The sequence below is a fragment of the Cardiobacteriaceae bacterium TAE3-ERU3 genome (genome assembly GCA_019218315.1).
Lineage (GTDB): Bacteria > Pseudomonadota > Gammaproteobacteria > Cardiobacteriales > Cardiobacteriaceae > JAHUUI01.
The window spans coordinates 239,718-262,402 of record JAHUUI010000001.1 but is presented as its reverse complement, the minus strand read 5'-3'; the positions used below and the strand labels follow the sequence as shown (position 1 = coordinate 262,402).

Below are 22,685 nucleotides of genomic sequence, written 5' to 3'. Positions count from 1 at the left end.
TGGCTAGAGAGATATCCTTTGCATCTGACTTTTTCATTGCGCGCATGGCAGGCTTATTCGCCCTATCATCACGATATTGCTGATTGGCAGTCGTGGGCAAAGCAATCCGTGCTGCCCGAGAACAAAGGAGCGCCACCGCTTGCTTTCGTTCCGGCTATGCAGCGCAGGAGGCTGAACCTGCCAGCTAAATTGATGTTTGCAGCGCTGTATGGTGTGCAGATTGAAAAAGATACGCCGATTGTTTTTGCATCGCATGACGGAGAAATCAATCGCAGTTTCGCCTTATGGACGCAGCTTTTTAAAGAAGCAGCTATGTCGCCGATGTCGTTTGGCTTGGCGGTGCATAATGCGCTGTCAGGGCTATGGTCATTGTTCGATGGCAACACAGCTGAAATGACAGCAGTGTCATCGATGGATGCAGTGCTGGAAACCGGGCTGTTGGAAGCTGTAACGTTGCTTGGTGATGGCGCTGAGGAAGTTGTGTTGGTCGTCGTTGAGGAGCCTTTGGCTGAAGGTTATGACGTTAACACTGTACGTGCCCCATTTCCTTATGCTTTGGCTTTGCGAATTGCTGCTGGTGATGATTACCAGCTTGAATATTCTGCAAACCATGAATATAGCGCTGATCCATATATCAGGAAATACTGGAGTGCTTTGGGCTGGATTGCGGCGACTTGTAGGGGCGATCAAAGCTGGGCGACAAACTCAATGAACGGAGTGTGGTCGTGGCGGCAGCGTTGAAGCATCTAAAGCAATTTCGCCGCCTTGTTTTCACTGGCTTAGGTTATACGGTTTTTGGGATTGGTGCGTTATTGGTTCAGTCACTGCTGCCTTTGCTGCTCTATAGACACAAAGGTATAGCGCGACAGCTGGCTGCTCGCCGTCTAATTGCCAGAACGTGGCGGTGGTTTTTATCCTATCTCCGCGCGACGGGGATTATCGACTATCGTTATCACGGTACCGAGATGCTGGGAAAACCTGGGCAGCTGATTCTTGCAAATCATCCGTCGTTGTTGGATGTGTTATTGCTGATTTCAGCCGTGCCCGAGAGCAATTGCATCGTGAAGAAGAGCTTGCAACAAAATCTGTTTTTCGGCGGTTTGATCCGTGCTGCTGGCTATATCCCTAATAATGAAAATGAGGCGACGTTGGAAGCGGCGACCAAGGTGCTGCAATCTGGTGAAACATTGTTGATTTTCCCGGAAGGAACGCGCACTAAAGCAGATGGCATTATTCATTTTAACCGTGCGGCAGTCAGTATCGGCTTGCGTGCAGCAAGTGAAATACGTCCGGTCGTGGTGAAGATGACGCCGGCCGGTATTCGTAAGGATGAACCCTGGTATCGCATTCCGGAAACTACTTATAAGTATGATATCGTGGTTGCAGATGTGATTGATCCGCAAGTATTACTTGCGGAAAAGCCACTGCCGGTAGCCGCACGGCGACTCAACCGGGAGTTGATTAACTATTTTCAAGAGGAGGCTAGTCATGGACACATTAAAAAATGAGATAAAAAAACTCATCATTGATCGACTTGGGTTAGAGGAAATAACAGTAGCAGAGATCGGTGATGATGTTGCACTGTTTGATGAAAGTGGCTTGGGTCTGGATTCAGTCGATGCACTAGAGCTGGGGCTTGCCATGCAAAAAACGTACAATTTACCTATGGAAAGCGATGCGGGCAAGTTGCGCCATCACTTTGAAAGCGTCAATACACTGGCGGTATGGGTTGAAGCAGAAAAAGGGACGCAGGGATGATGAGCAAAGAAGAGATCTACAATATTCTGAAAACTACTTTGGTTGAGTTATTTGAGATTCCAGCAGAAGACATCAATAATGATGCTGATCTTTATGAGTCGCTCGATATCGACAGTATTGATGCAATCGATTTGATTGACCACATTCGCCGCCAGACAGGCTATAAACTTCAAGCAGAAGATTTTCGTAACCTTCGCACGATTGGCGACATCGTAGACGCCGTTTATGCCAAACAACAGGATGGCACGCAAGACGCATAATGCGTTTACTCTTATCTCTGGCAGTCAGTATCGGAAGCGTTGTTTATCCATTTTTATGGTGGTGGTGGCAAGGTGATACTGCTGCATTAAAACTGCTTGCAATTTGCATGGCCTGCTTATGGCTTTTGCGTGCGGTGATATCGCGCGATGTCATGCGCTCTATCAGTATCGTATTGGCTGGCTTGTTTATCTTGGCTGCATTTGCGCGACAAGGGCAATGGCTGGTTTGGTATCCATTTGCAGTCAATATTTTGATGCTGGCATTGTTTGCAAGTAGCTTGTGGCATGGTAAACCAATGGTTGAGCGTTTTGCCCGCCTGAGACACCCTGATTTACCTGCAGAGGCCTTACCGTATTTGCGCAATGTTACGCGTATTTGGTGCGGCTTTTTCATCTTCAATGCTGGCTTGATTGCAGTGTTGATTGCTCAGGGCAATATGCGTTGGTGGACGTTATATACAGGCCTCATCTCATATATATTGATGGGGATACTGCTGGGGGGAGAATGGGTTTATCGGCAATGGATGATTAAAAAGAACATATGAACGGCTGGGCACAATTACAACAGATACTTACAGGCAGTGACGGTTTTGCAACGCAGGCGCGCGCCTTGGCGGCAAGCCTGCTCCACATGAACGCTAATACTGTCGCTGTATATACGCGTAACGCGTTAGATATGCAGCTGGCCTTGAGCGCTGCTGCTTTGGCTGGTTGTCGTGTGTTGCTTCCGTCAACGACAGCCGCCAAGACAATCGCATGGTGTGATGGTCAATGCGATGTTTGGTATGGCGATGATGTCAAACTTGCGACTAAGCCCTATGCGCGACCAGCCAAGATGCCGATAGAGCAGCTGACGCTACGCGGTGGTGACGTTGTACTAATGAGCTCCGGATCGACAGGTGCGGCAAAAAGCTTAACGGTCACTTTAGAGGCGCTATTTGAGGAAGCGGCTGCTTGTGCGGCATTATTCCCGGCACAGGTGCCGGAGATACGTAGTAGCGCCAGCTTGCAACATCGCTATGGTTTGATTTTTCATGCGCTTCTTCCGCTACTGCATGGTTGGCAGGTTGAGCCTCTGGTCTATGAAATGCCCGAAGCCATGCTTGCCGGCAGCATTCAAGGTATTTGGTGGGTAAGTAGCCCGACGTTTTTACATCACCTTGCCGAACAGTGCGATTTTTCACAGTGGCGTGGTCGTGTCGGGGGAATTTTGAGTGCAGGCGGCAAGTTGCCGGTCGAACTCAAGCAAACTATCGAGCAGGTGCTTGATACAGTAGTATTTGATATATACGGCAGTAGTGAAACGGGCGCGATTGCTTGTCGGCAAAAAGATGTTTTTCATTGGTTGCCGGCTGTAAGTGCTGCTATCAATGATGATCAGACGCAGATCAGCGCCCCTTGGTTAACAGGAAATATGGTGCTCAATGATCGCTTGCAAGCATGTGATGGTGGTGGCTTTATGATTAAAGGTCGCAGGGACAGCATCATTAAGCTGGCTGATAAGCGTATTGATTTGGGGCTGGTTGCTGAGTTGATTGCGGCTGCACCAGAGGTTGGTGATGTGCATTTGGCTGTGCATCCGCAGCATGAGCGTTTATTTGCATGGGTGGCGCTCAATCAAAATGGTATTAAAGCTTTGCGTCAACAAGGACGTAAAGCCATTGCTGAACAGCTACGTGCATTGGTCGCAGCAGATCAGCCGCGCGTTGCAGTGCCACGGTACTGGCGCTTTGAGGCGGCATTGCCACGCAATGCTCAATCCAAGCTATCACATGACCAAGTGACGGCGGCAATACTGGACGCACCGCGTGAACCTGAGTGGACTTGCGTGGCACAGGATGAAAAGAAGGTGCATTATCGTGGGCGTGTACCATTGGACTTACTCGATGTGCGAGGGCATTTTACGCACTGCGGGATTGTTCCGGGCGTCGTCGAGTTGAAATGGGTATCCGCTTTGGCCAAGCAGTGGCTACAGCGTGATATCAATATGCAGCAGATGGAAAACCTTAAATTTCGCAAGCTGTTGCGTCCCTATGATCCAGTGGATATTGTTATCGTATGGAATGCAGCACGCAATAAACTGCAGTTCACGTGCGAAAATGAGCAGGGTGTGTTTGCATCCGGCAGGTTGGTGATCAATGATTAAAACCGTTGCGGTTATTCCGCATTACCGCCATGAACAGACGATTGTCGCCACAGCGCATGATTTACGCGCTTTGGGCTTGCCTTGTATTGTCGTCGATGATGGTTCAGGCGAGCAGTCCGAAGCAGCATTGGCAGAGCTCGCGCAAATAGAAGGTGTTACCTTGATTCGCCGTGCAGAAAATGGCGGAAAAGGTGCGGCAGTGAAAGATGCGCTACGCGCAGCGGCAGCAGCAGGCTATAGCCATGCATTGCAGATTGATGCTGATCGCCAGCACTGCTTTGCTGATATTCCACGCTTTATTGCAGCAGCCGAGCAATCACCACAGACTGTGATCTGCGGTCGGCCAATTTATGATGAAGATGCGCCGAAATCACGGCGCTACGGTCGTGAAATTACTAACTTTTGGATCCGTATCAATACGGGTAGTAATGAAATTGCGGATGGTATGTGCGGCTTCCGCATCTATCCTTTGGCGCGAACAGTTGCGCTGATCAATAGTGTGTATCTCGGTGATCGCATGGATTTTGATACGGAAATCCTCGTGCGGTTGCATTGGGAAGGCGTGCCCATGGAGTGGCTTGATACGTCCGTTGCTTATGCCGAAGATGGTGTATCGCATTTTTATATGCTCAAGGACAACTTGCATATTAGCGCAATGCACGCACGCCTGTTCTTCGTCAGGCTGTGGAGACGCATATGGCGTCGCGCCTGAAGCAGCAGCACTGGGCTGCGCAACAAGAGCGTGGCAGCCGCTTTTTCTTGCAGGTCACGATATGGATGGTGCGCTATTGCCCAAGGTGGCTGGTGCGTATAGCGGTATATGTCGTCGCAACTTATTTCTATATTACGAGTAAAACAGCGCGGCGCAATGCAGCGCGTTATCAACGGCGGCTACGCGCTTGTTACGGTGATGAGGTTTTACCGCAGCGTGCGCCTGTCTTTCAGCAGTTCACGACATTCGCCGAGGCAATCAGTGATCGCTTTGCCGTTTGGCAGCGCAAAATTGGCATGGAACAGCTGGTCTTTCATTGTCCATCCGGTATAGAGCAAACCATGCATTATCCAGTTGCGGGTACGCGTGGACAAATTTTACTGTGCTCGCACCTCGGCAACGTTGAAATTACACGTGCGTTGAGTGCTGAATGGCGAGATTTTCGCCTCAATGTGTTGATGCACAGCCGCCATGCAGAAGATTTCAACCGTGCTTTGCGGCAGGCCGGCGCGGATGATGTGCGTGTGATTCAGGTCAATGAGTTGGATGCGGCGACGATGCTGCAGCTCAATCAGCGTATTGAGGATGGTGAGTGGTTGGCGATCGCTGCAGACCGAATTCCGGTGCGTGGCGAGAAGACCGTGAGCGCGCCATTTCTTGGCGACAGTGCACTGTTTGCACAAGGGCCGTGGCTGTTGGCGGGGTTATTGCATGTGCCGGTCAATACACTGTTTTGTTTGAAAGAAAATGGGTATTATCATCTCTATATTGAGCGCTTTCGCGATGAACTGTCATGGACGCGCGCCAATCGTCAGGACGTGATAACAGGTGCGGTAGCTGATTACGCCAGATTATTGGCCGATTACTGCGCCAAGGCACCATTGCAGTGGTTCAATTTTTACGATTTTTGGCAGGATGAACATGAAAAAAAATAATTTTCCGCTGGTTTGGGTTCATCACCTTACAGTGCCTTTTTTTGATGTCGATGCAATGCAGGTTGTGTGGCACGGTCATTATGTGAAATACCTTGAAGAAGCGCGGTGTGCATGGCTTGAAGATCTGGGCTATACCTATCTGGATATGAGAGATGATGGCTATGTGTGGCCGATCGTCCAGCTGCAGGTCAAGTATTTGAGTTCAGCGCGCTTTGGTGAGCAAGTTTTGGTGCGCGTATATCTGCGTGAATATGAGTCCTCACTCAAGCTCGATTATGAAATTATCAATGAGGCCGGTGCATGCTTGACCAGAGCCTCTACCATGCAGGCGGCCATTCGGCTTGCTGATCAGGAAACCCAATTTCAAACCCCTAAAGTGTGGCAAGAGAAAATCCATGCTTATTTGGAGAATCAAAATGCGTAAATTACTCGCTATTTGTTCGTTATTGTGGGCACTTGGTGCCGCAGCCATTACCCCGAAAGACATTGCTGTACAACTGCAAAATAATCCGCAAATTCACGGCGATTTTACGCAATTGCGTTATTTGCGCGGTATGAGTGAGCCGCTGGAAAGCAGTGGTAACTTTGCGATCAGTGCGGAGCAAGGGTTGTGGTGGGCACCACAAAAGCCATTTGTCGCGTTGCTCAAAGTATCACCCCGCGGTGTGCTGCAATGGCAGAATGGGCGTTGGCAAGACATGAGCCAGCAGGCGGGCAATACGCAAGTACGCTTGTTTTTGAGTTTGCTCGGTGGTGATTGGGATGAGCTGGAATCAGGATTTACCTTGGAAGCGCAAGGTGATATTGATGGCTGGACGCTTACCTTGATACCGAAATATTCGACGCTGCAGCAGGTGTTGGAAAAAATTGTCGTCCGTGGCGATCAAATTATTCGCGAGATTGATATCAGTGAAGCACAGGGCGATCGTAGTGAATTGCATTTTAGCGATGTCACACGTGGTTTACCTGACGATCCACGTATGCGGCCATAACAAGCGTGAAATATGCACGCCTAATTGCGCTATCGCTGCTTTTACTGCTGGCGGGGGTAGTTGGCGGTGAATTGGCATGGTATGGGCGTGGCGTGTTGCAGAGCGACATGCAGTGGTTATTGCCAGAAGATGCGCGCCATGATGCGCTGACTCGTACTGCACTCCAGCAGCGCCAGCAAGAAAATGATCGCAATGTGATTGCCTTGGTTGGCGCTAATAATGCTGCAGATGCGAAACATGCAGCACAAACACTACGCGAACAATGGCAAAACAGCGGGTTGTTTGCGGAAGTGATGTGGCAGTACGGTACTGATATTACTGCGTTGCGGTTAGCGGCGATGCAGATGGGTAGTTATTTACTCTCCCCTGATGCACGAGTGCAGCTCATTGAAGCGCCTCGTGATTATGTTGCGCAACGCGCTAATGATTTGCTTAACCCATTTATTTCAAGCTTGTTGCCTCCGTCGCAGGATGTGCTTGGGTTTAGCCGTTTTTATCAGCCACCTGATGCCGGGCAGATGCAGGCCGATTATCTTGATGGCAGTTTATCTACGACTGAGGACGATAAGTATTGGTTACTTGTTCGTGCCCGGTTACGCAGTTTTGATGGAATTACCGCTGCACCACAAGCATTACCGGAGTTGATCGATAATAGCCGCCGTCTCATGAAAGAACAGGGCGCTGCGTTGCATGTTGCTGCACCGGCGCTACTCAATGCTACTGCCGCTGAACAGGGGCGCAGTGAAGGGAAGTGGCTATCGTTGTGTAGTATCGGGATGACAATTGCACTGTTTGCGCTGATATTTCGCCGCTGGTTGGTTTTGTGGCTATTGCTGCCGGTTATGTGCGGCTTACTTGCCGGTATCGCAGTGGTGATCGCAGTATTTGGCGGTATTCATATTATGACGTTATTGATTGGTAGCAGCCTTGTGGGCTTGTTGCTCGATGTACCGTTGCATTGGCTTGGAAAAGCGAAAGTACAGCCTGACTGGCAGCCACATGCAGCCATGCAGCGACTGCGCAAGCCTTTTTTGGTCAGTACAGGCGTCACTTTACTCGGTTATTTGATGCTGCTGTTTACGCCTCTGCCGGTACTGCGCCAGACGGCGGTATATGCACTGGTTGCTTTGACCGTCTCGGTTGCCATCACCTTTACCTTATTACCTGGCCTTTTTGCGCGTTACCGCAATGGTGCGAGCCAGCCAGTGCAGCGGAGATTAGGTGCGCTTTTGCGTGCACTCCAATCTTTGCGTAGAGGGTTGAAGCGACCTTGGTCTTGGTTGCTGATTACAATTTTTGTGCTTGGTGGCTGGGCGCAAGTGCATTGGCAGGAAGATATCCGCAATTGGGTGCGGCTTGATCCTGAATTGCTTGCTGATATGCAAGCGGTGCAGCACATCAGCGGTAATGCATTTGCCGGAGAGTTTTTTCTGATTGATGCGGATACTGATGATCAATTGATTGTGCGCAATATTGCATTGAGGGATGCTTTAAATACGCTGCGAGTGCAGGGCAAGCTTGAAGACTTTGCCAGTATAGGGGATTGGGGCGTGACTACGGCGCAGCAGCAAGAGACAGCCCAAGCTTTGCAACAACAGATTGGTACGGATATATGGTCTGCGCTTCAGCAGGTCGGCATTGAGCGGCAGGCAATTGATGCTGCTTTGGCACAAGCTGCGGTGGTACAACCCATGACACTGGCGGATGCAATGGAGTCTCCTCTCGCCGAGCCGTGGCGGGATTTATACCTTGGCAGTCAGCCGGATGGGCGAGTTGCGGCATGGGTCAGATTATCCGGAGTCAATGATTTGGCTGCTTTGGCAAGACAGGCTGACGCGATAGAAGGGGTGCACTTTGTTAGCCCACGGATGCAGGTCAGCGATGGGTTTGATCACACCCGGCAGTTGGCGGTTATATTGAAAATGGCATCGTTGTTGTTGGCTGCGCTGTTGCTTATGTGGTTATACGGTTTGCGCAATGGCTTGCGTATGCTCGCTGTGCCATTGGCAGGCGTTATCCTGGCTGTGGCAATGCTAGGGTGGTTGGGGATGTCGTTATCGGCATTTGCCGTTTTCGGGTTGCTTTTGGTGATGGCAATAGGTGTGGATTACGCAGTATATGCCTTTAGTGAAGATGGTGATGTATTGCCACGGTTGGCGGGGATGGCGCTTGCTTTGCTGACCACTATCCTGACTTTTGGGCTGTTGGCATTTTCAAGTACACCTGTGGTTGCCGGCTTTGGTAGTGCCGTGGCATTTGGCGTCGGGTTTTCTGCACTGATCGCCGCGCTGGCGCTGGGGGAAAAGAATAATGTTTGTTAATATAGCGCGTTTTATAGCGCTCGGAAGAAGCCATGAAGCATGATGCAGATATATTGATCATTGGTGCAGGTCCTGCAGGGGCAGTTGCTGCAGCATTATTGGTGCGCCAAGGTTGGTCGGTAATGGTGTTGGAGCGTGCACATTTTCCCCGCTTTGTGATCGGAGAAAGTCTGCTGCCAGCGATGATGTCGGTACTTGATGCCGCAGGGTTGGGCGAAGCAGTACGCAGAGCCGGATTTCAGCGCAAGTACGGCGCTTTTTTTACTTGGCGTGAGCACGCGGCGCGGATTGATTTTCGCGATAATGCCAGCGGCGAAAATGGCGATATTTTTGAGGTCAAGCGTGCGGAGTTCGATCAGCTGCTGATTGATGGCGCAGTGGCGCAGGGCGCGGAAGTACGCTATGGCCAGTCGGTGACTGGATTTGTTGAGGATGAAAATGGTGCAGAACTGTCTGTTCGCGATGAGGCCTCAGGCGAGGCGTATACGCTAAACGCCCGATTTGTTCTTGATGCAAGTGGCTATGGCCGAGTATTGGCTCGCCTTCTAGACCTTGAAACACCTTCTTCGTTGCCGCCGCGCAAGGTCTTTGCCACTCACCTGCGCGACCACATTAGCGCCACAGATTATGACCGCAATATGATTACGATCGCGACGCTTGCCAATGCTCGAGACCGCTGGATGTGGTTGATTCCATTTTCGGATGGTACGGCATCGATTGGGGTGATCGGCAGGCCGGAGCAAATGGATGATTCAGACCCATTGGCACAGTTGCAAGGCGCGGTAGCAGAAGTGCCGTTTTTACAGCGTATATTGAGCGATGCGGAGTGGGATATTGGCGTGCCGGTGCGTGCATTTAGCCACTTTTCAGCCAGTGTGAAAACGCTGTATGGGAAGCGCTTTGCTTTGCTTGGCAATGCGGCCGAGTTTCTCGATCCGGTGTTTTCATCAGGCGTCACTATCGCGCTGCATTCTGCGCAGTTGGCGGCTAATTTGGTCGATCGTGAGCTGCGCGGAGAACCAACAGACTGGCAGCGAGAATTTGCCGATGAAGTGCTTTATGGCGTTCGTGTATTTCAGACTTATGTTCAAGCGTGGTACGACGGGCGTTTTCAGGATGTGATTTACAGCAGTCATGATAATCCGAGTATGAAACGCTATATCAGTGCAATTTTGGCAGGTTATGCTTGGGATCGGCGTAATCCTTTTGTTTGCGAACCGGAGCGGCGATTAAATATGATCAGTGACGTTGTACGAGAATACGGGTTTGCACCTAATGCGTAGACCAATTAATCCACGGGGTATTCTTTCTGCCGCCATTTTGGCTGCGGTACTATTGGGCGGCTGCGCTATACAGCCTAAATTGCGGCCTTCAGCACAGCCCACGCCGCAATTGTTGCGCTGGCAGGTTAATGAGGTAACGCCAGACGGTGCACCGGGTGCGCCGACAATGGTCGTTGCTGCGCCTGATGGTGGGGATTGGCGTTGGTTATGGACGGATGCATTGGGTATGCCGCTGGCTCGAAAGATGTTGCACGACGGTACATGGCAGAAAGATGGTTTGTTGCCGGCGAATAAGGCCGCTCTGCCATTATTTAATGCGTTGGCTGCTTTGTCGCTTGATGGACAGGCGCGTCAGCAGGTATTTCCTGCGTTGCAAATTTTGCCGTCCTCTGAGGATGCTGAGGCGGTTACATTTGTGCTTGTTGCGCAGAAAGGTAGTGCACAAGAAGAGGTTTACCCTCAGTTTTCATATGACTGTTCGTCTGGTGATCAGGAACAACAGCCTCCGAAAAACGTTGATAAAGTTGATTGGCAGCAATGTAGTGATGCGACGCTCAACCTTTATCCTATGCAGTCGCGCTATCAGATACGGATATTGGATTGATGACGAAAATATATTTAAGCACCCCGGGTATGGTCAGTGCTTTAGGGTATGGCGCTGAAGAAACGGTTGCGGCGTTATTTTCAGATACCCCAACGCTGGTATGTGAAAGCGGATGGATGGGGGATACGGCACGATCTATTACTGTAGGCAAAGCCGGGTTACCTTTCTCTTTACCCGATGAAACGCCGGTATGGCTGCAAAGCCGTAATAATGCTTTGCTGGAAAATGCCTTGCGCCAGATTGATGCGCTGCTGCAAGGCGTCGTGGCACGATATGGTTCGTCACGAGTGGCTGTGGTTATGGGTACTTCTACTTCCGGAAGTGATGAAAATGAAGCGGCATTTCGCAGCGTTGTCGCGGGTGAGGCGTGGGCGCAAAGTGGCTACGACCAAGAGAAGCAGCAGCTTGCCTCGCCAGCTGAATATACGGCGTGGCGCTATGGTTTGACTGCTCCTCGCTACTCTATTTCAACGGCATGCACCTCGGGCGCAAAGGTGCTGATTTCAGCGGCGCGATTATTGTGCAGTGGCGTGGTTGATGCGGTTATTTGTGGCGGTGTTGATACGCTATCGCGCTTTACCCTGAATGGGTTTGATAGCTTGTCAGTTTTATCCTCTGCGCCTTGCCAGCCTTTCTCTGCAAGCCGTGATGGCATTAATATTGGTGAAGGTGCAGCGGTTTTCATCGTTACTCGTGAGTCTGTAGAAGGACATGTATGCTTGAATGGTTATGGCATTGGTAGCGATGCTTATCATATGTCCACTCCTCGCCCTGATGGTGCTGGCGCGATTGCTGTGATGCAAGAAGCATTGCGCCGTAGCCGTTGTGATGCCGCAGAGGTTGGCTGGATTAATGCGCATGGTACGGGTACTGAGGCAAACGATGCTATGGAAGCAAAGGCAATTAATGCGTTGTTTGGTACGCGCGTCCCCGTGACCTCGACTAAATCACGAACCGGGCACTGCCTTGGTGCGGCAGGTGCTATTGAGGCTGCATTGGCTTATTTGGTAGTCGATCGCCGTTATAATCCCGCAGGCCGCGTTCCTGCGCAAGGCTACGCACTTGATCCTGAGTTGGCAAATATTACATTGGCGGGTGCTGATACATTTTTGGCTGGTGGCCAGCGACGGGTATTAAGTAACTCATTTGCATTTGGGGGCAGTAATGCCGCGCTGATGATAGAGGTGGATGATGATAATTGAACCGGCAGCGCCGCTGTTGCCTCAAAGTGGCCGTATGGTGATGCTGGATCGTGTGCTGGATTACGGTGAAGACTGGCTCAATGGAGAGGCTGATTTACGCGAAGATAATCTGTTTGCTGAAAATGGCGTCCTACCTACATGGGCTGTGTTGGAAGTCTTGGCACAAGGTATTGCAGCCTTAGCTGGTGTGCGTGCACAAGAAGCCGGTGAGCCGGTGCGTTTGGGCTTTTTGTTGGGCACACGCCGCTTTAATGCGCATGTTGCAGCATTGCCTCTGCCTTGCCAGGTGCGGGTGGCGGTGAAAGAGTCAATGATTGATGCTAACGGTTTTGCTGTTTACGATTGTACTTTGCTCGATACTGGCGAAACGGTATTGGCTGAGGCGGCTATTAATGTGTACAGTCCGCCAAATATTGAAGAAATGATGGGAGAAAGTGAGTGAGTGAACGCACTGTATTGGTGACTGGTTCGAGCCGAGGTATTGGTCGTGCGATTGCACTGCGTGCTGCTCGTGATGGTTTTGATGTTGTGGTGCATTGCCACAGTCGTCGTGATGCTGCGGAGCAAGTCGCCGCGGAAATAGTAGCACTGGGTCGCGAAAGCCGCGTATTGCAGTTTGACGTATCTGATCGTGAGGCCAGTCGTGCAGCTCTGGAAGCAGATGTTGCTGAGCACGGCGCATATTATGGGGTTGTTCTCAATGCCGGCTTGACGCGTGATAATGCTTTCCCTGCATTTAGTGAAGACGATTGGGACAGTGTCTTACGCACCAATCTCGACGGATTTTTTAATGTATTGCATCCATTGGTTATGCCGATGATCAGGCGGCGCAAAGCGGGTAGGATCGTTTGTATGGCCTCGGTCTCTGGCTTGGTCGGAAATCGCGGTCAGGTTAATTATAGTGCTTCAAAGGCGGGCTTGATTGGTGCGGCTAAAGCATTGGCGATTGAGCTGGGCAAGCGCAAAATTACGGTTAACTGCGTGGCTCCGGGCCTGATAGAGAGCGATATGGTTGATGAGCATGTGCCGGTTGAGGAAATACTCAAATCCATGCCGATTAAGCGTATGGGCACGGCCGAGGAAGTGGCAGCCACGGTGTCATTTTTGCTTGGTGATGATGCGGCCTATATTACTCGGCAGGTAATCGCGGTGAATGGTGGCTTATGCTAAATCGTGTAGTAGTGACCGGTATGGGCGGTGTGACGGCCTTTGGCCAGGATTGGGCTGATATTCGTGCGCGAATGCTGCGTTATGAAAATGCTGTTATCTATATGAATGAGTGGGATAAGCACCAGCATCTCGATACTCGCCTTGGTGCACCAGTCGTGGACTACAAGCCACCAGCAGATTGGACGCGAAAGCAATTGCGCAGCTTGGGGCGGGTGTCTCAGTTTTGCGTTGAAGCGGCGGGTAATGCGCTCAAAATGGCGGGCTTATATGGCGATGATGCCATTAAAGACGGCAGAATGGGCGTCGCGGCAGGCTCCTCGGCAGGCTCTACACCAGACATTTTTGCGCTTTCAGAAATGGTTGAGCGCGGTGAATCAGGGCGCTTTAATGCCAATACTTACATCCGCATGATGCCGCATACTACAGCGGCGAATGTAGCTATATTTTATGGACTAACCGGTCGGATTATCCCTACATCGTGCGCTTGTGCTTCTGCTACACAGGCGATTGGCTATGCAGCTGAGGCAATCAGGCACGGCTATATTGATACTATGCTTGCCGGTGGTGGAGAAGAGTTGTGTGCTTCTGAGGCGTATGTCTTTGATGCGTTGTACGCAACCAGTCAGCACAATGGAGCGCCCAAAACCAGCCCCGCACCTTATGACAGAGAGCGAGATGGCTTGGTGATTGGTGAAGGCGGTGCATTTTTGGTGCTTGAATCGCTAGCCCACGCTGAAGCTCGTGGTGCGACGATTTATGCCGAGCTGATTGGCTTTGGTAGCAATGCTGATGGCACACACGTGACACGACCAGAAGCAGCAACAATGCAGCGCTGTATGGCGTTGGCACTTGCCAATGCAGGATTGGAAGCAAAGGATATAGGCTATGTTAATGGCCATGGGACAGCGACAGAGCAGGGTGATATTGCTGAAACCCGTGCGACGGCAGCGTTGTTACCCAAGACGCCTATATCATCCCAAAAAAGCTATTTTGGTCACACGCTGGGTGCTTGTGGTGCCATGGAAGCATGGTTTTCCATTGAGATGATGCGTGAAGAGCTATTTATGCCTACCATTAATTTAAGCACCGTCGATCCGCGCTGTGGAGACCTTGATTACATCAAAGATGAAGCTCGTGCTATTGCGACTGACTACGTTATGAGTAATAACTTTGCCTTTGGCGGCGTGAATGCTTCGTTGATATTCAAACGTTGGCACGATTAGTATATGACTGCAAAACGCTGATATTAAAGAGTGATAAAGATGCAGTTAAGGAAAAAGCGCAGTTTTTACTGCGCTTTTTGCCGAGTAGCTATGATTCAACGTTGCTATGCAAGGTGAGGTTGGAGGCGTTGGTTTGTAGGTCGTGTATCGTCAAGGACGAGTCGTACGGCTGATGTAGGCTCAGTGTTACCGGTAAATGTGCGATATCTGGCCACAGTGCGGCAAATAGCCAATTATCTCCCAGTCGTGCATTGAGCCACAGATAGTGGCGCTGTCTGGTACTGCGGAGCTGTAATTTGCCAGTTTCAGCCCGCGCCATGCCAACGCGCTTCATGTCTGAGGGGAAATCGAGGTCTTCCGCCTTGATCAATGATTCTTTAAGCGTCCAAAGGCGATAAAAATCCAAAATAGGGTAGGGTGAGTGTGTAAGCATTTCGCGTTCGCTTTGTGAGCCGATATGTGTCATCAACCCGTCAACATCACGATTCCGAATCCATTCAAGATCAACGCCGGGCTTTTCTTTGCCCCCAATGGCTAGTAACGATGCACCATTCTTGTGGCTCAAGCACAGTGGTCGTTGTGGAAAATGTTGCTGACACCAGAATTTCCCCAGCCGGGCAGTACGCCAGCTTGTGCGTGAGGCCAGGACGGGCGAAGTAGTGATTCTTTGCTGATCGGTTACATCTAGCATTTGCGCTGTGTAGTGTATTTCAGCTTCTGCTGGAATAAAAATAAGGTGGATATTAATCATATATCAATGGTAATCTTTAAAGCCCATGATTTAAATAGAAGGAAGGGATTATGAAAGCCTCTTATCTGATTGCAATGGCTTGTGGTGTAGCTTTATTTGCTACTGGCTGTAAATCTTCAGACACTCGCCATACTTTTTCCATCGCTGATGCACTGAACTCTCCGCAAGCAAAAGAAGTTCTTGATCCATCGATTCAGGTCAGATTTGCCCGTGGTGGTGGTCATGTAACCCATAAAGGATTGGTAAGCAATAAAAAAACCAATGCAGTTGGCAAGAGTGATTTGGAAGCATGTCAGTGGGCATTCCTTTCTGCAGTCAAGCAGTTCCAAGAACGTGCGCGTAAAGAAGGCGCTAATAAAGTGGTTAACCTGATTTCTTACTATAAGAAAGTACCATATAAGAGTACGAGTGAGTTCGAGTGTCATTCTGGCAACCTGATGACTGGTGTTGCACTGAAAGGTGATTTGGCTCGTTAATTTTATTTGCGTATCCACTTTGGCATCAGGATAAATAAATTTTGAAAGTTCGAAGTGGATATTAATTTCCTTAATATCAAAGAGGTCGCGTATATATCCATTTTTGGCGGTAAAAAAATCATATTTTTTTACATTTTTGCTTGACGAGATGTGTCAGGATGATTATTATACGCGCCTCGCTTAGGCGTCGGAGTATAGCGCAGTCTGGTAGCGCACTTGGTTTGGGACCAAGGGGTCGCAGGTTCGAATCCTGCTACTCCGACCATTTTTTTGCTTTATCCAAAGTGCCCGTAGCTCAACTGGATAGAGCAACGGCCTTCTAAGCCGTAGGTTACAGGTTCGAGTCCTGTCGGGTGCGCCAAGCGGCATCGCATCAATGGTGGGTGTAGCTCAGTTGGTTAGAGCGCCGGATTGTGATTCCGGAGGTCGTGGGTTCAATTCCCATCATCCACCCCATTTGTTATATATTCTTATAGTGCGCCTTATGGCGTTTTTTTTGTTTCTGCGCTATGGTTTATTTTTTTGCGTGGGGATAATATGGACGTTCATGTGTTGCGAGCGCTAATTTTTCCTTTTTTTATGGCTTTGTCAGGTGTGGTTTTTGCGGCACCCATTGACGATCAAACGCCCATCCCCAATGCTTCTGTAACCAGCGACTACACATTTTCACGGCGGCAGTGTATTCACTTGCCATCAGGGGCGGCTCAGCCCAATAGCCTGGAGCGTTGCGTTTCCCTCGATATTTCTTATCCTGTTACGACAAGTGGCATAGATGCCTATATCCGTGGTGTACTGATTTACAGATTGAGTGGGCAAGCCTCGGTTGCTAATACGTTGCCTCAGGCCGTAGATGGCTTTTTAAGCGCACAAGTAGCACGTTTAGAGCAGCAAGTATCGGGTAGCAGTAGTTTTGCTTTTTCATGGCAGATATTGGGTCAGCATAATGGCTTTAGTGTATTGGCCGAACAAGTTCGTCAACATGAGTCGGATAGTGATGAGCGGCTGCTGAGGCAGTTTACGGTACTGGAAGGTAATGCTCAGCGCCCTTTGGATCTTGCAGATATTTTGGTATCAGGACAGGGCGAGGCATTGGCCAAGTTGCAAGAGTCAGCATTATTGGCTTGGTTGGTGCAATATGGGCGAATGCAGTGGGGAGATGCACAGATTACTATGGCGGCTTTGCCTTATAAATACAGTGAAAATTGGGCGATCAGTCGAAATGGAGTGGCTTTTGGCTATGATCCTTTATTGCTGGATGGGAAAATTCAGTTACCATTAGTAGTGCTGTCAGCAACTGAGCTGGAAGGAGTGGTAAGGCCAGATATTCTTAGTGCGGCCCGGAGTTGGCCGGTGGATTTGGCGAGACATTTGGGTGGTCTGTATCAACAGGGAGTGATGCATTAATGCCAAAATTCTTTTTTAAACGCGTTTTGCCGAGTTATGAATCAATCAATAAGCGCCGTATGTTGAAGCCGCTGGCGAGATTCTTTGGTGGGGCTGGTATATGGCGAGTGAATCGGCGCAGTATTGCGCTGGGTATGGCTGCTGGGGCTTTCTGTGGGGCTTTGCCTGTACCTATTCAGATGTGGTTAGCGGCTACGGCTGCGATCGTTTTACGGGTCAATTTACCAGCGGCAATGTTGGCAACTTTTTGGAGTAATCCGTTGACGATGCCGCCAATCTTTTATATGAATTACCGAATTGGTGCGTGGATGCTGGGTTCTGAGCCCATGAATTTTGATCACGGTATTTTCAGTAGTGATGCTTTGCACTCGTTGGGTGGTAGCATTTTGCTGCCACTCTTTTCGGGGTCATTATTGGTCGGAACAATTGTTGCGCCAATTGTCTATTTTGCGGTGATTGGTTGGTGGCGCGGTTCATTGATGCGCCACCGTCGTTTGCGCCGGCTCAGGGCGCGATAAGTTTGCCTTTACTGAGGTTATAGCAGCGGTCCATGCGCTCTGCAAGGCTCATATCGTGCGTGACTATGATAAGTGCGCCTTGTTGTTCATGGATAATTTCTTGCATTAAGGCAAAGGCGGCCGTGGCGCTATCTTGGTCAAGATTTCCCGTTGGCTCATCGGCAAGCAGGCAGCTGGGTTTGTTAACCAAAGCGCGTGCGATTGCTGTGCGCTGGCGTTCACCACCAGACATTTCCCCAGGGCGGTGTTTGCCGCGTGATGCAAGGCCGACGCGCTCTAGCAGGCGATCAGCCTCTGCGAGCGCTTTGCTTTTTGCATCACCGCGTATGAGTAGTGGCATGGCTACGTTTTCGCGCGCACTGAATTCTGGTAATAAATGATGGAATTGATAGACAAAGCCCATCATACGGTTGCGGAGCTTGGTACGCTGGCGATCCGAAGCACCAGTAATGTTCTCGCCACATACTTTGACTTCGCCACTTTGTGGTAAATCAAGTCCGGCAAGGATGTGCAACAAGGTGCTTTTTCCTGAGCCTGATGCGCCGACCACGGCGATACTTTCGCCGCGAGCGACATTGAGGCTCAGTCCGTTGAGAATGACCAGATTCTCGTTTTCCTGAGTGTAGGTAAAATGCAGATTGTTAGCACTCAGGATTGGTTCGTGATTGTTTGTGGATTGTTCAGGCATGGTTTACTCCTGCGACAGTGCGCGAGCGGGTTCTGTGCGTGCCGCAATATACGCCGGAATGACGGAAAAGAGCAGAGTCAATAGAAGTGCCACGAGGCTGACGCCAATAACTACTTGTGGGTCAATTTTGGCGCTAAGCTGATCGACTAAATACATTTCTTTGGGCAGTTCATAGCCGGTGCGGCGCTGCAAGAATCCCATAATGGCTGGGATGTTGAGCGAAATAAATACGCCTAGCCCGACCCCAAGAGCAGTACCAATGCCGCCAAAAATCATGCCTTGAGTGAGGAATATATTACGGATTTTATTGCGTGTCATGCCCATGGTGCGCAAGATGGCGATGTCGCGGCGCTTTTCATTGACTACCATATACATCGAAGACAGCAGGCCAAAAGCAGCGACAAGGATGATGAGGCAAAGGATGATGAACATGGCATTTTTCTCGGTTTGTACGGTCGAGAAATAGGTTGCCTGGTCACGGCTCCAATCACTGGCATAGACATCTTGAGGTAGCAGGTTTTGCAGCTGATCACGTACCAATGGTGCGTCCAGTGGATCATCAAGCATAATGACGTAGCTGGTGGGTTGTGGTGGTATTTGTAGTAATTTGGCTGCGTCTTCGAGGTTTACTAGCGCGACTTGGCTGTCAAACTGGGAATGCCCACTGTGGAATGTACCGACAAGTGTGAAGCGCTTGAGACGTGGCAGCAATCCAGCTGCTGAGGCGGTCACTTTGGGGACGATGATGGTGATTTTGTCGCCAATTTGGGCGCCAATGTTGGTAACTAGATCATCACCCAGTAATACGTTAAAGCTGCCTGATGTGAGCTGGTCGCGAACTTCAGCTGGGACCATTTCGAAGGCCTCTGATACTTTGCTTTGTTCCGCTGGGTCAACACCTTGCAATAAAACCCCTTTGAATGACTGTCCATCTCCAATGAGGGCCTGACCTTGAACGATTGGTGCATAAGCAATGATATGCCCGTCTTTCAAATAATTTTCAGGAGCAAAATCTGCTGGGATAGTTGCACTGAATGTTGGGCGTATAGATGCGTGTGCCGTCATGGATAGCATTTTGTCCCGCACTTGGGTAACGACGCCATTCATGACAGATAAAACGACTATCAGCGCAGCTATGCCTATGGTGATGCCGACGATGGCAAGGATTGCATTGAGGCCGATAAACGAGCTTCCCCTGCGCGCGTAGGTATAGCGCAGGCCGATTTTAGCGGGCAAGAAAGCCATGCTTAATCAGCCAACAGAGCGTCTAGTTCACCACGCTCATTAAGTGCGTCGAGGTCGTCAAAGCCACCGACGTGGGTGTCGCCAATAAAAATTTGCGGCACTGTTGTGCGTCCGCCACTGCGTTCAATCATCTCATCGCGCTTTTCTGGATGTTGCAGTAAGTTGATTGACTTATATACCACGCCTTTTTCTTCGAGTAAGAAATGTGCTTGTTGGCAGTAAGGGCAGGTGGGTTTCATATACATGGTCACGGCTTTCATACTTGGCTCCGTTGATGGTGAAAAGAGATTACTTGACCAGTGGCAGATTTTCTTCTTGCCACGTCATCAGGCCGCCGCTGAGGATATAAACATCGTTATAGCCTTGCTCGCGTAGCCATTTCGCTTGAGTTTTTGCGCCGAGACCATTGTTATCGACTAGAATCACAGCTTGGTCAGGCTTTAGCTTACTCTTGGTAATCTTTTGTTCGAATTGGTCGGCTGGGATATTCTGCGCGCCTGCAATGTGCCCTTTTTTATAATCAGCTGCAGAGCGCACGTCGATCATTTTGCCGCCACGATTGACCATTTGTGCAGCTTGCGAAGGGGTGGCACCTTTGCCAGCCGCTCCGCGATTGCGCAATTCGTATACGATGATGGCTGCGATGACGATCGCAAGCAGAATAAATAGCAGCAGGTTTTCCTGAAAAAATTGAGCAAAAGACATATTGATTGTATTCCGGTTTATTGCAAAAAACAGCGCGGATTATATACCAAGCATTGAAATCTGTGGTTACTTTGTCTTAGGGCGCTGTATGTGTGTTTTTATGAAGTCGTAGTGCGCATCAATGATGCTTTGATGATGGTGGTTAAATGCAGCTATAGATTCCTGCAGCGCTGAGTGCGTCGCCATCAGGTTTTGGATGGTGCTTGGTAGCGACTGGGTATTGCTGACCTGCTTGGCAAAAGGCTCCTTGAGAAGCGTGGCGCTTATTTCTGTGAAATTGTACATGGATGGCCCAAAGCAAACGCTGCATCCTGCATGTACTGCTTCAAGAGGGTTATGCCCGCCATGCTCAATCAGGCTTCCGCCAATAAATGCGGTATTGGCTAAATGATAGAAGTCTGCCAGTTCTCCAAGAGTGTCTAGTAATACAACATCATTCGCGTTGCGGAACCATTCTTCATTACTGCGCAGGCGAGGGGTAAAGCCAAAATGTTGGATGAGGTCTGAGATTTGTTCACGGCGCTCCGGGTGGCGTGGTGCAATAATCAGATAATGGTCTGGTTGGGTTGTGGTGATTTGCCGATGTGCGGCCAGAATGTGTGATTCCTCATCGTTATGCGTACTGGCTGCGAGCCACATTGTTTCCCGTTTTGGGTGTGTTTTTAACTTGATGAGATAATCAGTTGCGCGTGTGGTTTGTTGGTATTTGATGCTTGGCGTTACGCTGATTTGGTCAGCAGGAATGCCGAGGTGACGTAGGCGTCGAGCGTCATCTTCAGTTTGTGCGTTTGCGTATAAATGGGTAAGCGCCTCTTTTAGGAAGGGCTTTGCGAAGCGAGCATAGCCTCTGAGTGAACGGGCTGACAGTCGCGCATTGATCAGCATTACCGTGCCGTACTTGGAGGCCGAAGTGATCAGGTTGGGCCATAGTTCTGTTTCCATCAAAATAGTAGCTTGTGGGCGGACATGGCGAAGGAAGCGACGGATGATCGCGGGAGTGTCGTATGGCATATAGCTGTGTGTTATACGCGTAGAGTGCATCCCTTGGAATGCAATAACCTGATCGGATCCGGTCGGTGTCATGGTCGTGATCCACAAATGTAGATTGGGATCGCTATCGAGTAACGCTTCAAGCAACGGTTTGATGCTGAGAAACTCACCGACAGATACAGTATGGACCAGTAGTGGGGCACGTTGACCTTGCGGTAGTGTAAAGGCAAAGCGTTCGCCGATGCGTTTCCGGTAGGCCGGATTTTGTCGTGATTTCCATAGTAGGCGTAATGTTGCGAAAGGCAGAATTAAATATATGAGCAGGGTATAGAGCTTGCGCATGGGTGAATGGACTTTGTTATGATGTGACGACATTAAGCATTATACGCATTCGCAACATGCTATGGGTCTATACGGTGCATGTTGTTTGTAGGAATTGTGTAACGAATAATCGTTAGGAATGACGATAAAGAGAGAGGAGGACTATGGCTGTTTATGCAATTGGCGATGTTCATGGGCAATACGATGCACTTTGTCGCTTACTCGATGCTGTTAAGTACGGAAATGATGATCAGCTATGGTTCGTCGGAGATTTGGTTAATCGCGGGCCTGACTCTTTGGGTGTGTTGCGTTTAGTGCGTGATTTGGGGGCGCGAGCAAAAGTCGTGTTGGGTAATCACGACTTCTCGATGCTGGTACAAGCACAGGCATTTAAAGACATCAAAATCAAGAAAAGTACTCAAGCAATACTGACTGCAAGTGATGGTGAGGAATTGATCGAATACTTGCGCAATACGCCGATGATGCAGCTAGATGAGCAACTCGGAGTGGTGATGGTACACGCAGGATGGTATCCGCGCTGGACCGTTGCAGATGCGGTTGCTGCAAATGAGCAGATTTGTAGCGAGTTGCGCGGTAGTGATTGTCGTCGCTTTCTGCGCAAAGTTTACGATGATGAACCACGTTGCTATGAAGAAGCACTAAAAGGCAAGAAGATAGATAGAGCACGTTTTGCAGTAAATGCCTTCTGCAGGATGCGTTATCTTGACCGGAAGCAGTGCTTGGAATTGACGGCAAAAATGCCACCAGAGGATGCGCCAGCAGTATTAACTCCTTGGTACGATGTAGCAAGTAATTTGCCTTATAAGTTGGTGTTCGGTCACTGGGCGAGCCTCGGTTTACGGGTCGGTAAGCAATTTGCCTGTATTGATGCCGGTGCTGCATGGGGTGGTTCTTTGGTGGCATTCGATTTAGAGCGTTGGGCGGTTGCTGCACAGGTTTCGGTCAGTTAATCAGTGTTGC

At 49.8% G+C, this 22,685-nt stretch carries 27 protein-coding genes and 3 tRNA genes; 24 read left to right on the top strand and 6 right to left on the bottom strand.

Features of this window, described 5'->3' with window-relative positions; genetic code table 11:
- Window positions 1–18 precede the first annotated feature (18 nt).
- Genes KRX19_01215 through KRX19_01135 form a run of 17 tightly spaced genes read left to right on the top strand, consistent with a single transcriptional unit; the run spans window position 19 to window position 14,606 of the window.
- Window positions 19–741: a beta-ketoacyl synthase chain length factor gene (locus KRX19_01215; protein ID MBV7433629.1), complete on the top strand. Its 723-nt coding sequence runs from the start codon at window positions 19–21 to the stop codon at window positions 739–741.
- Entirely contained in the window at window positions 738–1,508 is a 771-nt protein-coding gene (locus KRX19_01210) for a 1-acyl-sn-glycerol-3-phosphate acyltransferase (GenBank protein ID MBV7433628.1), read from the top strand. Before KRX19_01215 ends, KRX19_01210 begins: the two co-directional genes overlap by 4 nt.
- Complete coding sequence (locus KRX19_01205) at window positions 1,489–1,758, top strand: acyl carrier protein (protein MBV7433627.1); 270 nt, start codon at window positions 1,489–1,491, stop codon at window positions 1,756–1,758. Before KRX19_01210 ends, KRX19_01205 begins: the two co-directional genes overlap by 20 nt.
- Entirely contained in the window at window positions 1,755–2,018 is a 264-nt protein-coding gene (locus tag KRX19_01200) for an acyl carrier protein (GenBank protein ID MBV7433626.1), read from the top strand. The genes KRX19_01205 and KRX19_01200 overlap by 4 nt, the downstream gene beginning before the upstream one ends.
- Window positions 2,018–2,563 (top strand): hypothetical protein, encoded by a 546-nt coding sequence (locus tag KRX19_01195; GenBank protein ID MBV7433625.1) that lies wholly within the window; start codon window positions 2,018–2,020, stop codon window positions 2,561–2,563. Before KRX19_01200 ends, KRX19_01195 begins: the two co-directional genes overlap by 1 nt.
- Window positions 2,560–4,164 carry an AMP-binding protein gene (locus tag KRX19_01190; GenBank protein ID MBV7433624.1) on the top strand — a complete coding sequence of 535 codons (1,605 nt, stop codon included), beginning with the start codon at window positions 2,560–2,562 and terminating at the stop codon, window positions 4,162–4,164. Before KRX19_01195 ends, KRX19_01190 begins: the two co-directional genes overlap by 4 nt.
- Window positions 4,160–4,876, top strand: coding sequence for a glycosyltransferase family 2 protein (locus KRX19_01185; protein ID MBV7433623.1), 717 nt, complete (start codon window positions 4,160–4,162; stop codon window positions 4,874–4,876). Before KRX19_01190 ends, KRX19_01185 begins: the two co-directional genes overlap by 5 nt.
- Window positions 4,861–5,811 (top strand): glycosyl transferase family 2, encoded by a 951-nt coding sequence (locus tag KRX19_01180; GenBank protein MBV7433622.1) that lies wholly within the window; start codon window positions 4,861–4,863, stop codon window positions 5,809–5,811. The genes KRX19_01185 and KRX19_01180 overlap by 16 nt, the downstream gene beginning before the upstream one ends.
- Before the next feature lie 55 nt (window positions 5,812–5,866).
- A complete protein-coding gene (locus KRX19_01175; protein MBV7433621.1) occupies window positions 5,867–6,235 on the top strand; it encodes an acyl-CoA thioesterase in 369 nt (122 codons plus the stop codon).
- The gene (locus tag KRX19_01170) at window positions 6,228–6,803 is read left to right on the top strand and encodes an outer membrane lipoprotein carrier protein LolA (protein ID MBV7433620.1); all 576 of its coding nucleotides are present in this window, start codon (window positions 6,228–6,230) and stop codon (window positions 6,801–6,803) included. The genes KRX19_01175 and KRX19_01170 overlap by 8 nt, the downstream gene beginning before the upstream one ends.
- A gap of 5 nt (window positions 6,804–6,808) precedes the next feature.
- Window positions 6,809–9,124, top strand: coding sequence for a hypothetical protein (locus KRX19_01165; protein ID MBV7433619.1), 2,316 nt, complete (start codon window positions 6,809–6,811; stop codon window positions 9,122–9,124).
- Window positions 9,125–9,156: 32 nt separating this feature from the next.
- Window positions 9,157–10,407: a tryptophan 7-halogenase gene (locus tag KRX19_01160; protein ID MBV7433618.1), complete on the top strand. Its 1,251-nt coding sequence runs from the start codon at window positions 9,157–9,159 to the stop codon at window positions 10,405–10,407.
- A complete protein-coding gene (locus KRX19_01155) occupies window positions 10,400–11,011 on the top strand; it encodes a hypothetical protein (protein ID MBV7433617.1) in 612 nt (203 codons plus the stop codon). The genes KRX19_01160 and KRX19_01155 overlap by 8 nt, the downstream gene beginning before the upstream one ends.
- Window positions 11,011–12,213, top strand: coding sequence for a beta-ketoacyl-ACP synthase (locus tag KRX19_01150; protein ID MBV7433616.1), 1,203 nt, complete (start codon window positions 11,011–11,013; stop codon window positions 12,211–12,213). Before KRX19_01155 ends, KRX19_01150 begins: the two co-directional genes overlap by 1 nt.
- Window positions 12,200–12,655: a thioester dehydrase gene (locus KRX19_01145; GenBank protein ID MBV7433615.1), complete on the top strand. Its 456-nt coding sequence runs from the start codon at window positions 12,200–12,202 to the stop codon at window positions 12,653–12,655. Before KRX19_01150 ends, KRX19_01145 begins: the two co-directional genes overlap by 14 nt.
- Window positions 12,652–13,383 (top strand): 3-oxoacyl-ACP reductase FabG, encoded by a 732-nt coding sequence (gene fabG, locus KRX19_01140; protein ID MBV7433614.1) that lies wholly within the window; start codon window positions 12,652–12,654, stop codon window positions 13,381–13,383. Before KRX19_01145 ends, fabG begins: the two co-directional genes overlap by 4 nt.
- Window positions 13,377–14,606, top strand: a complete 1,230-nt coding sequence (locus KRX19_01135) for a beta-ketoacyl-ACP synthase (GenBank protein MBV7433613.1) — start codon at window positions 13,377–13,379, stop codon at window positions 14,604–14,606. Before fabG ends, KRX19_01135 begins: the two co-directional genes overlap by 7 nt.
- Window positions 14,607–14,694: 88 nt before the next feature.
- On the opposite strand, the gene KRX19_01130 is transcribed toward KRX19_01135, so the two are convergent.
- On the bottom strand, window positions 14,695–15,357 hold the full coding sequence (locus tag KRX19_01130) for a 4'-phosphopantetheinyl transferase superfamily protein (protein ID MBV7433612.1): 663 nt from the start codon (window positions 15,355–15,357) through the stop codon (window positions 14,695–14,697).
- Window positions 15,358–15,407: 50 nt separating this feature from the next.
- Here KRX19_01130 and KRX19_01125 point away from each other — a divergent pair, with 50 nt between their 5' ends.
- The 6 genes from KRX19_01125 to KRX19_01100 all read left to right on the top strand — a co-directional run bounded on the left by KRX19_01125 (window position 15,408) and on the right by KRX19_01100 (window position 17,755).
- Entirely contained in the window at window positions 15,408–15,833 is a 426-nt protein-coding gene (locus KRX19_01125; GenBank protein ID MBV7433611.1) for an excinuclease ABC subunit A, read from the top strand.
- A gap of 188 nt (window positions 15,834–16,021) precedes the next feature.
- A tRNA-Pro gene (locus KRX19_01120) sits at window positions 16,022–16,098 on the top strand.
- A 19-nt stretch (window positions 16,099–16,117) separates the two neighbouring features.
- Window positions 16,118–16,194, top strand: a tRNA-Arg gene (locus tag KRX19_01115).
- Window positions 16,195–16,212: 18 nt separating this feature from the next.
- Window positions 16,213–16,289: transfer RNA gene (locus tag KRX19_01110), tRNA-His, on the top strand.
- Between the two features lie 81 nt (window positions 16,290–16,370).
- The gene (locus tag KRX19_01105) at window positions 16,371–17,237 is read left to right on the top strand and encodes a hypothetical protein (protein ID MBV7433610.1); all 867 of its coding nucleotides are present in this window, start codon (window positions 16,371–16,373) and stop codon (window positions 17,235–17,237) included.
- Window positions 17,237–17,755, top strand: coding sequence for a DUF2062 domain-containing protein (locus KRX19_01100; GenBank protein ID MBV7433609.1), 519 nt, complete (start codon window positions 17,237–17,239; stop codon window positions 17,753–17,755). The genes KRX19_01105 and KRX19_01100 overlap by 1 nt, the downstream gene beginning before the upstream one ends.
- Here KRX19_01100 and KRX19_01095 read toward each other — a convergent pair.
- The 5 genes from KRX19_01095 to KRX19_01075 form a co-directional block, all read right to left on the bottom strand.
- Window positions 17,742–18,443: an ABC transporter ATP-binding protein gene (locus KRX19_01095; GenBank protein ID MBV7433608.1), complete on the bottom strand. Its 702-nt coding sequence runs from the start codon at window positions 18,441–18,443 to the stop codon at window positions 17,742–17,744. The genes KRX19_01100 and KRX19_01095 overlap by 14 nt on opposite strands.
- Before the next feature lie 3 nt (window positions 18,444–18,446).
- Window positions 18,447–19,688, bottom strand: coding sequence for a lipoprotein-releasing ABC transporter permease subunit (locus tag KRX19_01090; protein ID MBV7433607.1), 1,242 nt, complete (start codon window positions 19,686–19,688; stop codon window positions 18,447–18,449).
- 2 nt (window positions 19,689–19,690) lie between these two features.
- Window positions 19,691–19,948 carry a glutaredoxin 3 gene (grxC, locus tag KRX19_01085; protein ID MBV7433606.1) on the bottom strand — a complete coding sequence of 86 codons (258 nt, stop codon included), beginning with the start codon at window positions 19,946–19,948 and terminating at the stop codon, window positions 19,691–19,693.
- A 28-nt stretch (window positions 19,949–19,976) separates the two neighbouring features.
- The gene (locus KRX19_01080; protein MBV7433605.1) at window positions 19,977–20,393 is read right to left on the bottom strand and encodes a rhodanese-like domain-containing protein; all 417 of its coding nucleotides are present in this window, start codon (window positions 20,391–20,393) and stop codon (window positions 19,977–19,979) included.
- A 66-nt stretch (window positions 20,394–20,459) separates the two neighbouring features.
- Window positions 20,460–21,725 carry a 3-deoxy-D-manno-octulosonic acid transferase gene (locus KRX19_01075; protein ID MBV7433604.1) on the bottom strand — a complete coding sequence of 422 codons (1,266 nt, stop codon included), beginning with the start codon at window positions 21,723–21,725 and terminating at the stop codon, window positions 20,460–20,462.
- A gap of 143 nt (window positions 21,726–21,868) precedes the next feature.
- Between KRX19_01075 and KRX19_01070 the strand changes: the two genes are divergently transcribed.
- Window positions 21,869–22,675: a symmetrical bis(5'-nucleosyl)-tetraphosphatase gene (locus KRX19_01070; protein ID MBV7433603.1), complete on the top strand. Its 807-nt coding sequence runs from the start codon at window positions 21,869–21,871 to the stop codon at window positions 22,673–22,675.
- Window positions 22,676–22,685 lie beyond the last annotated feature (10 nt).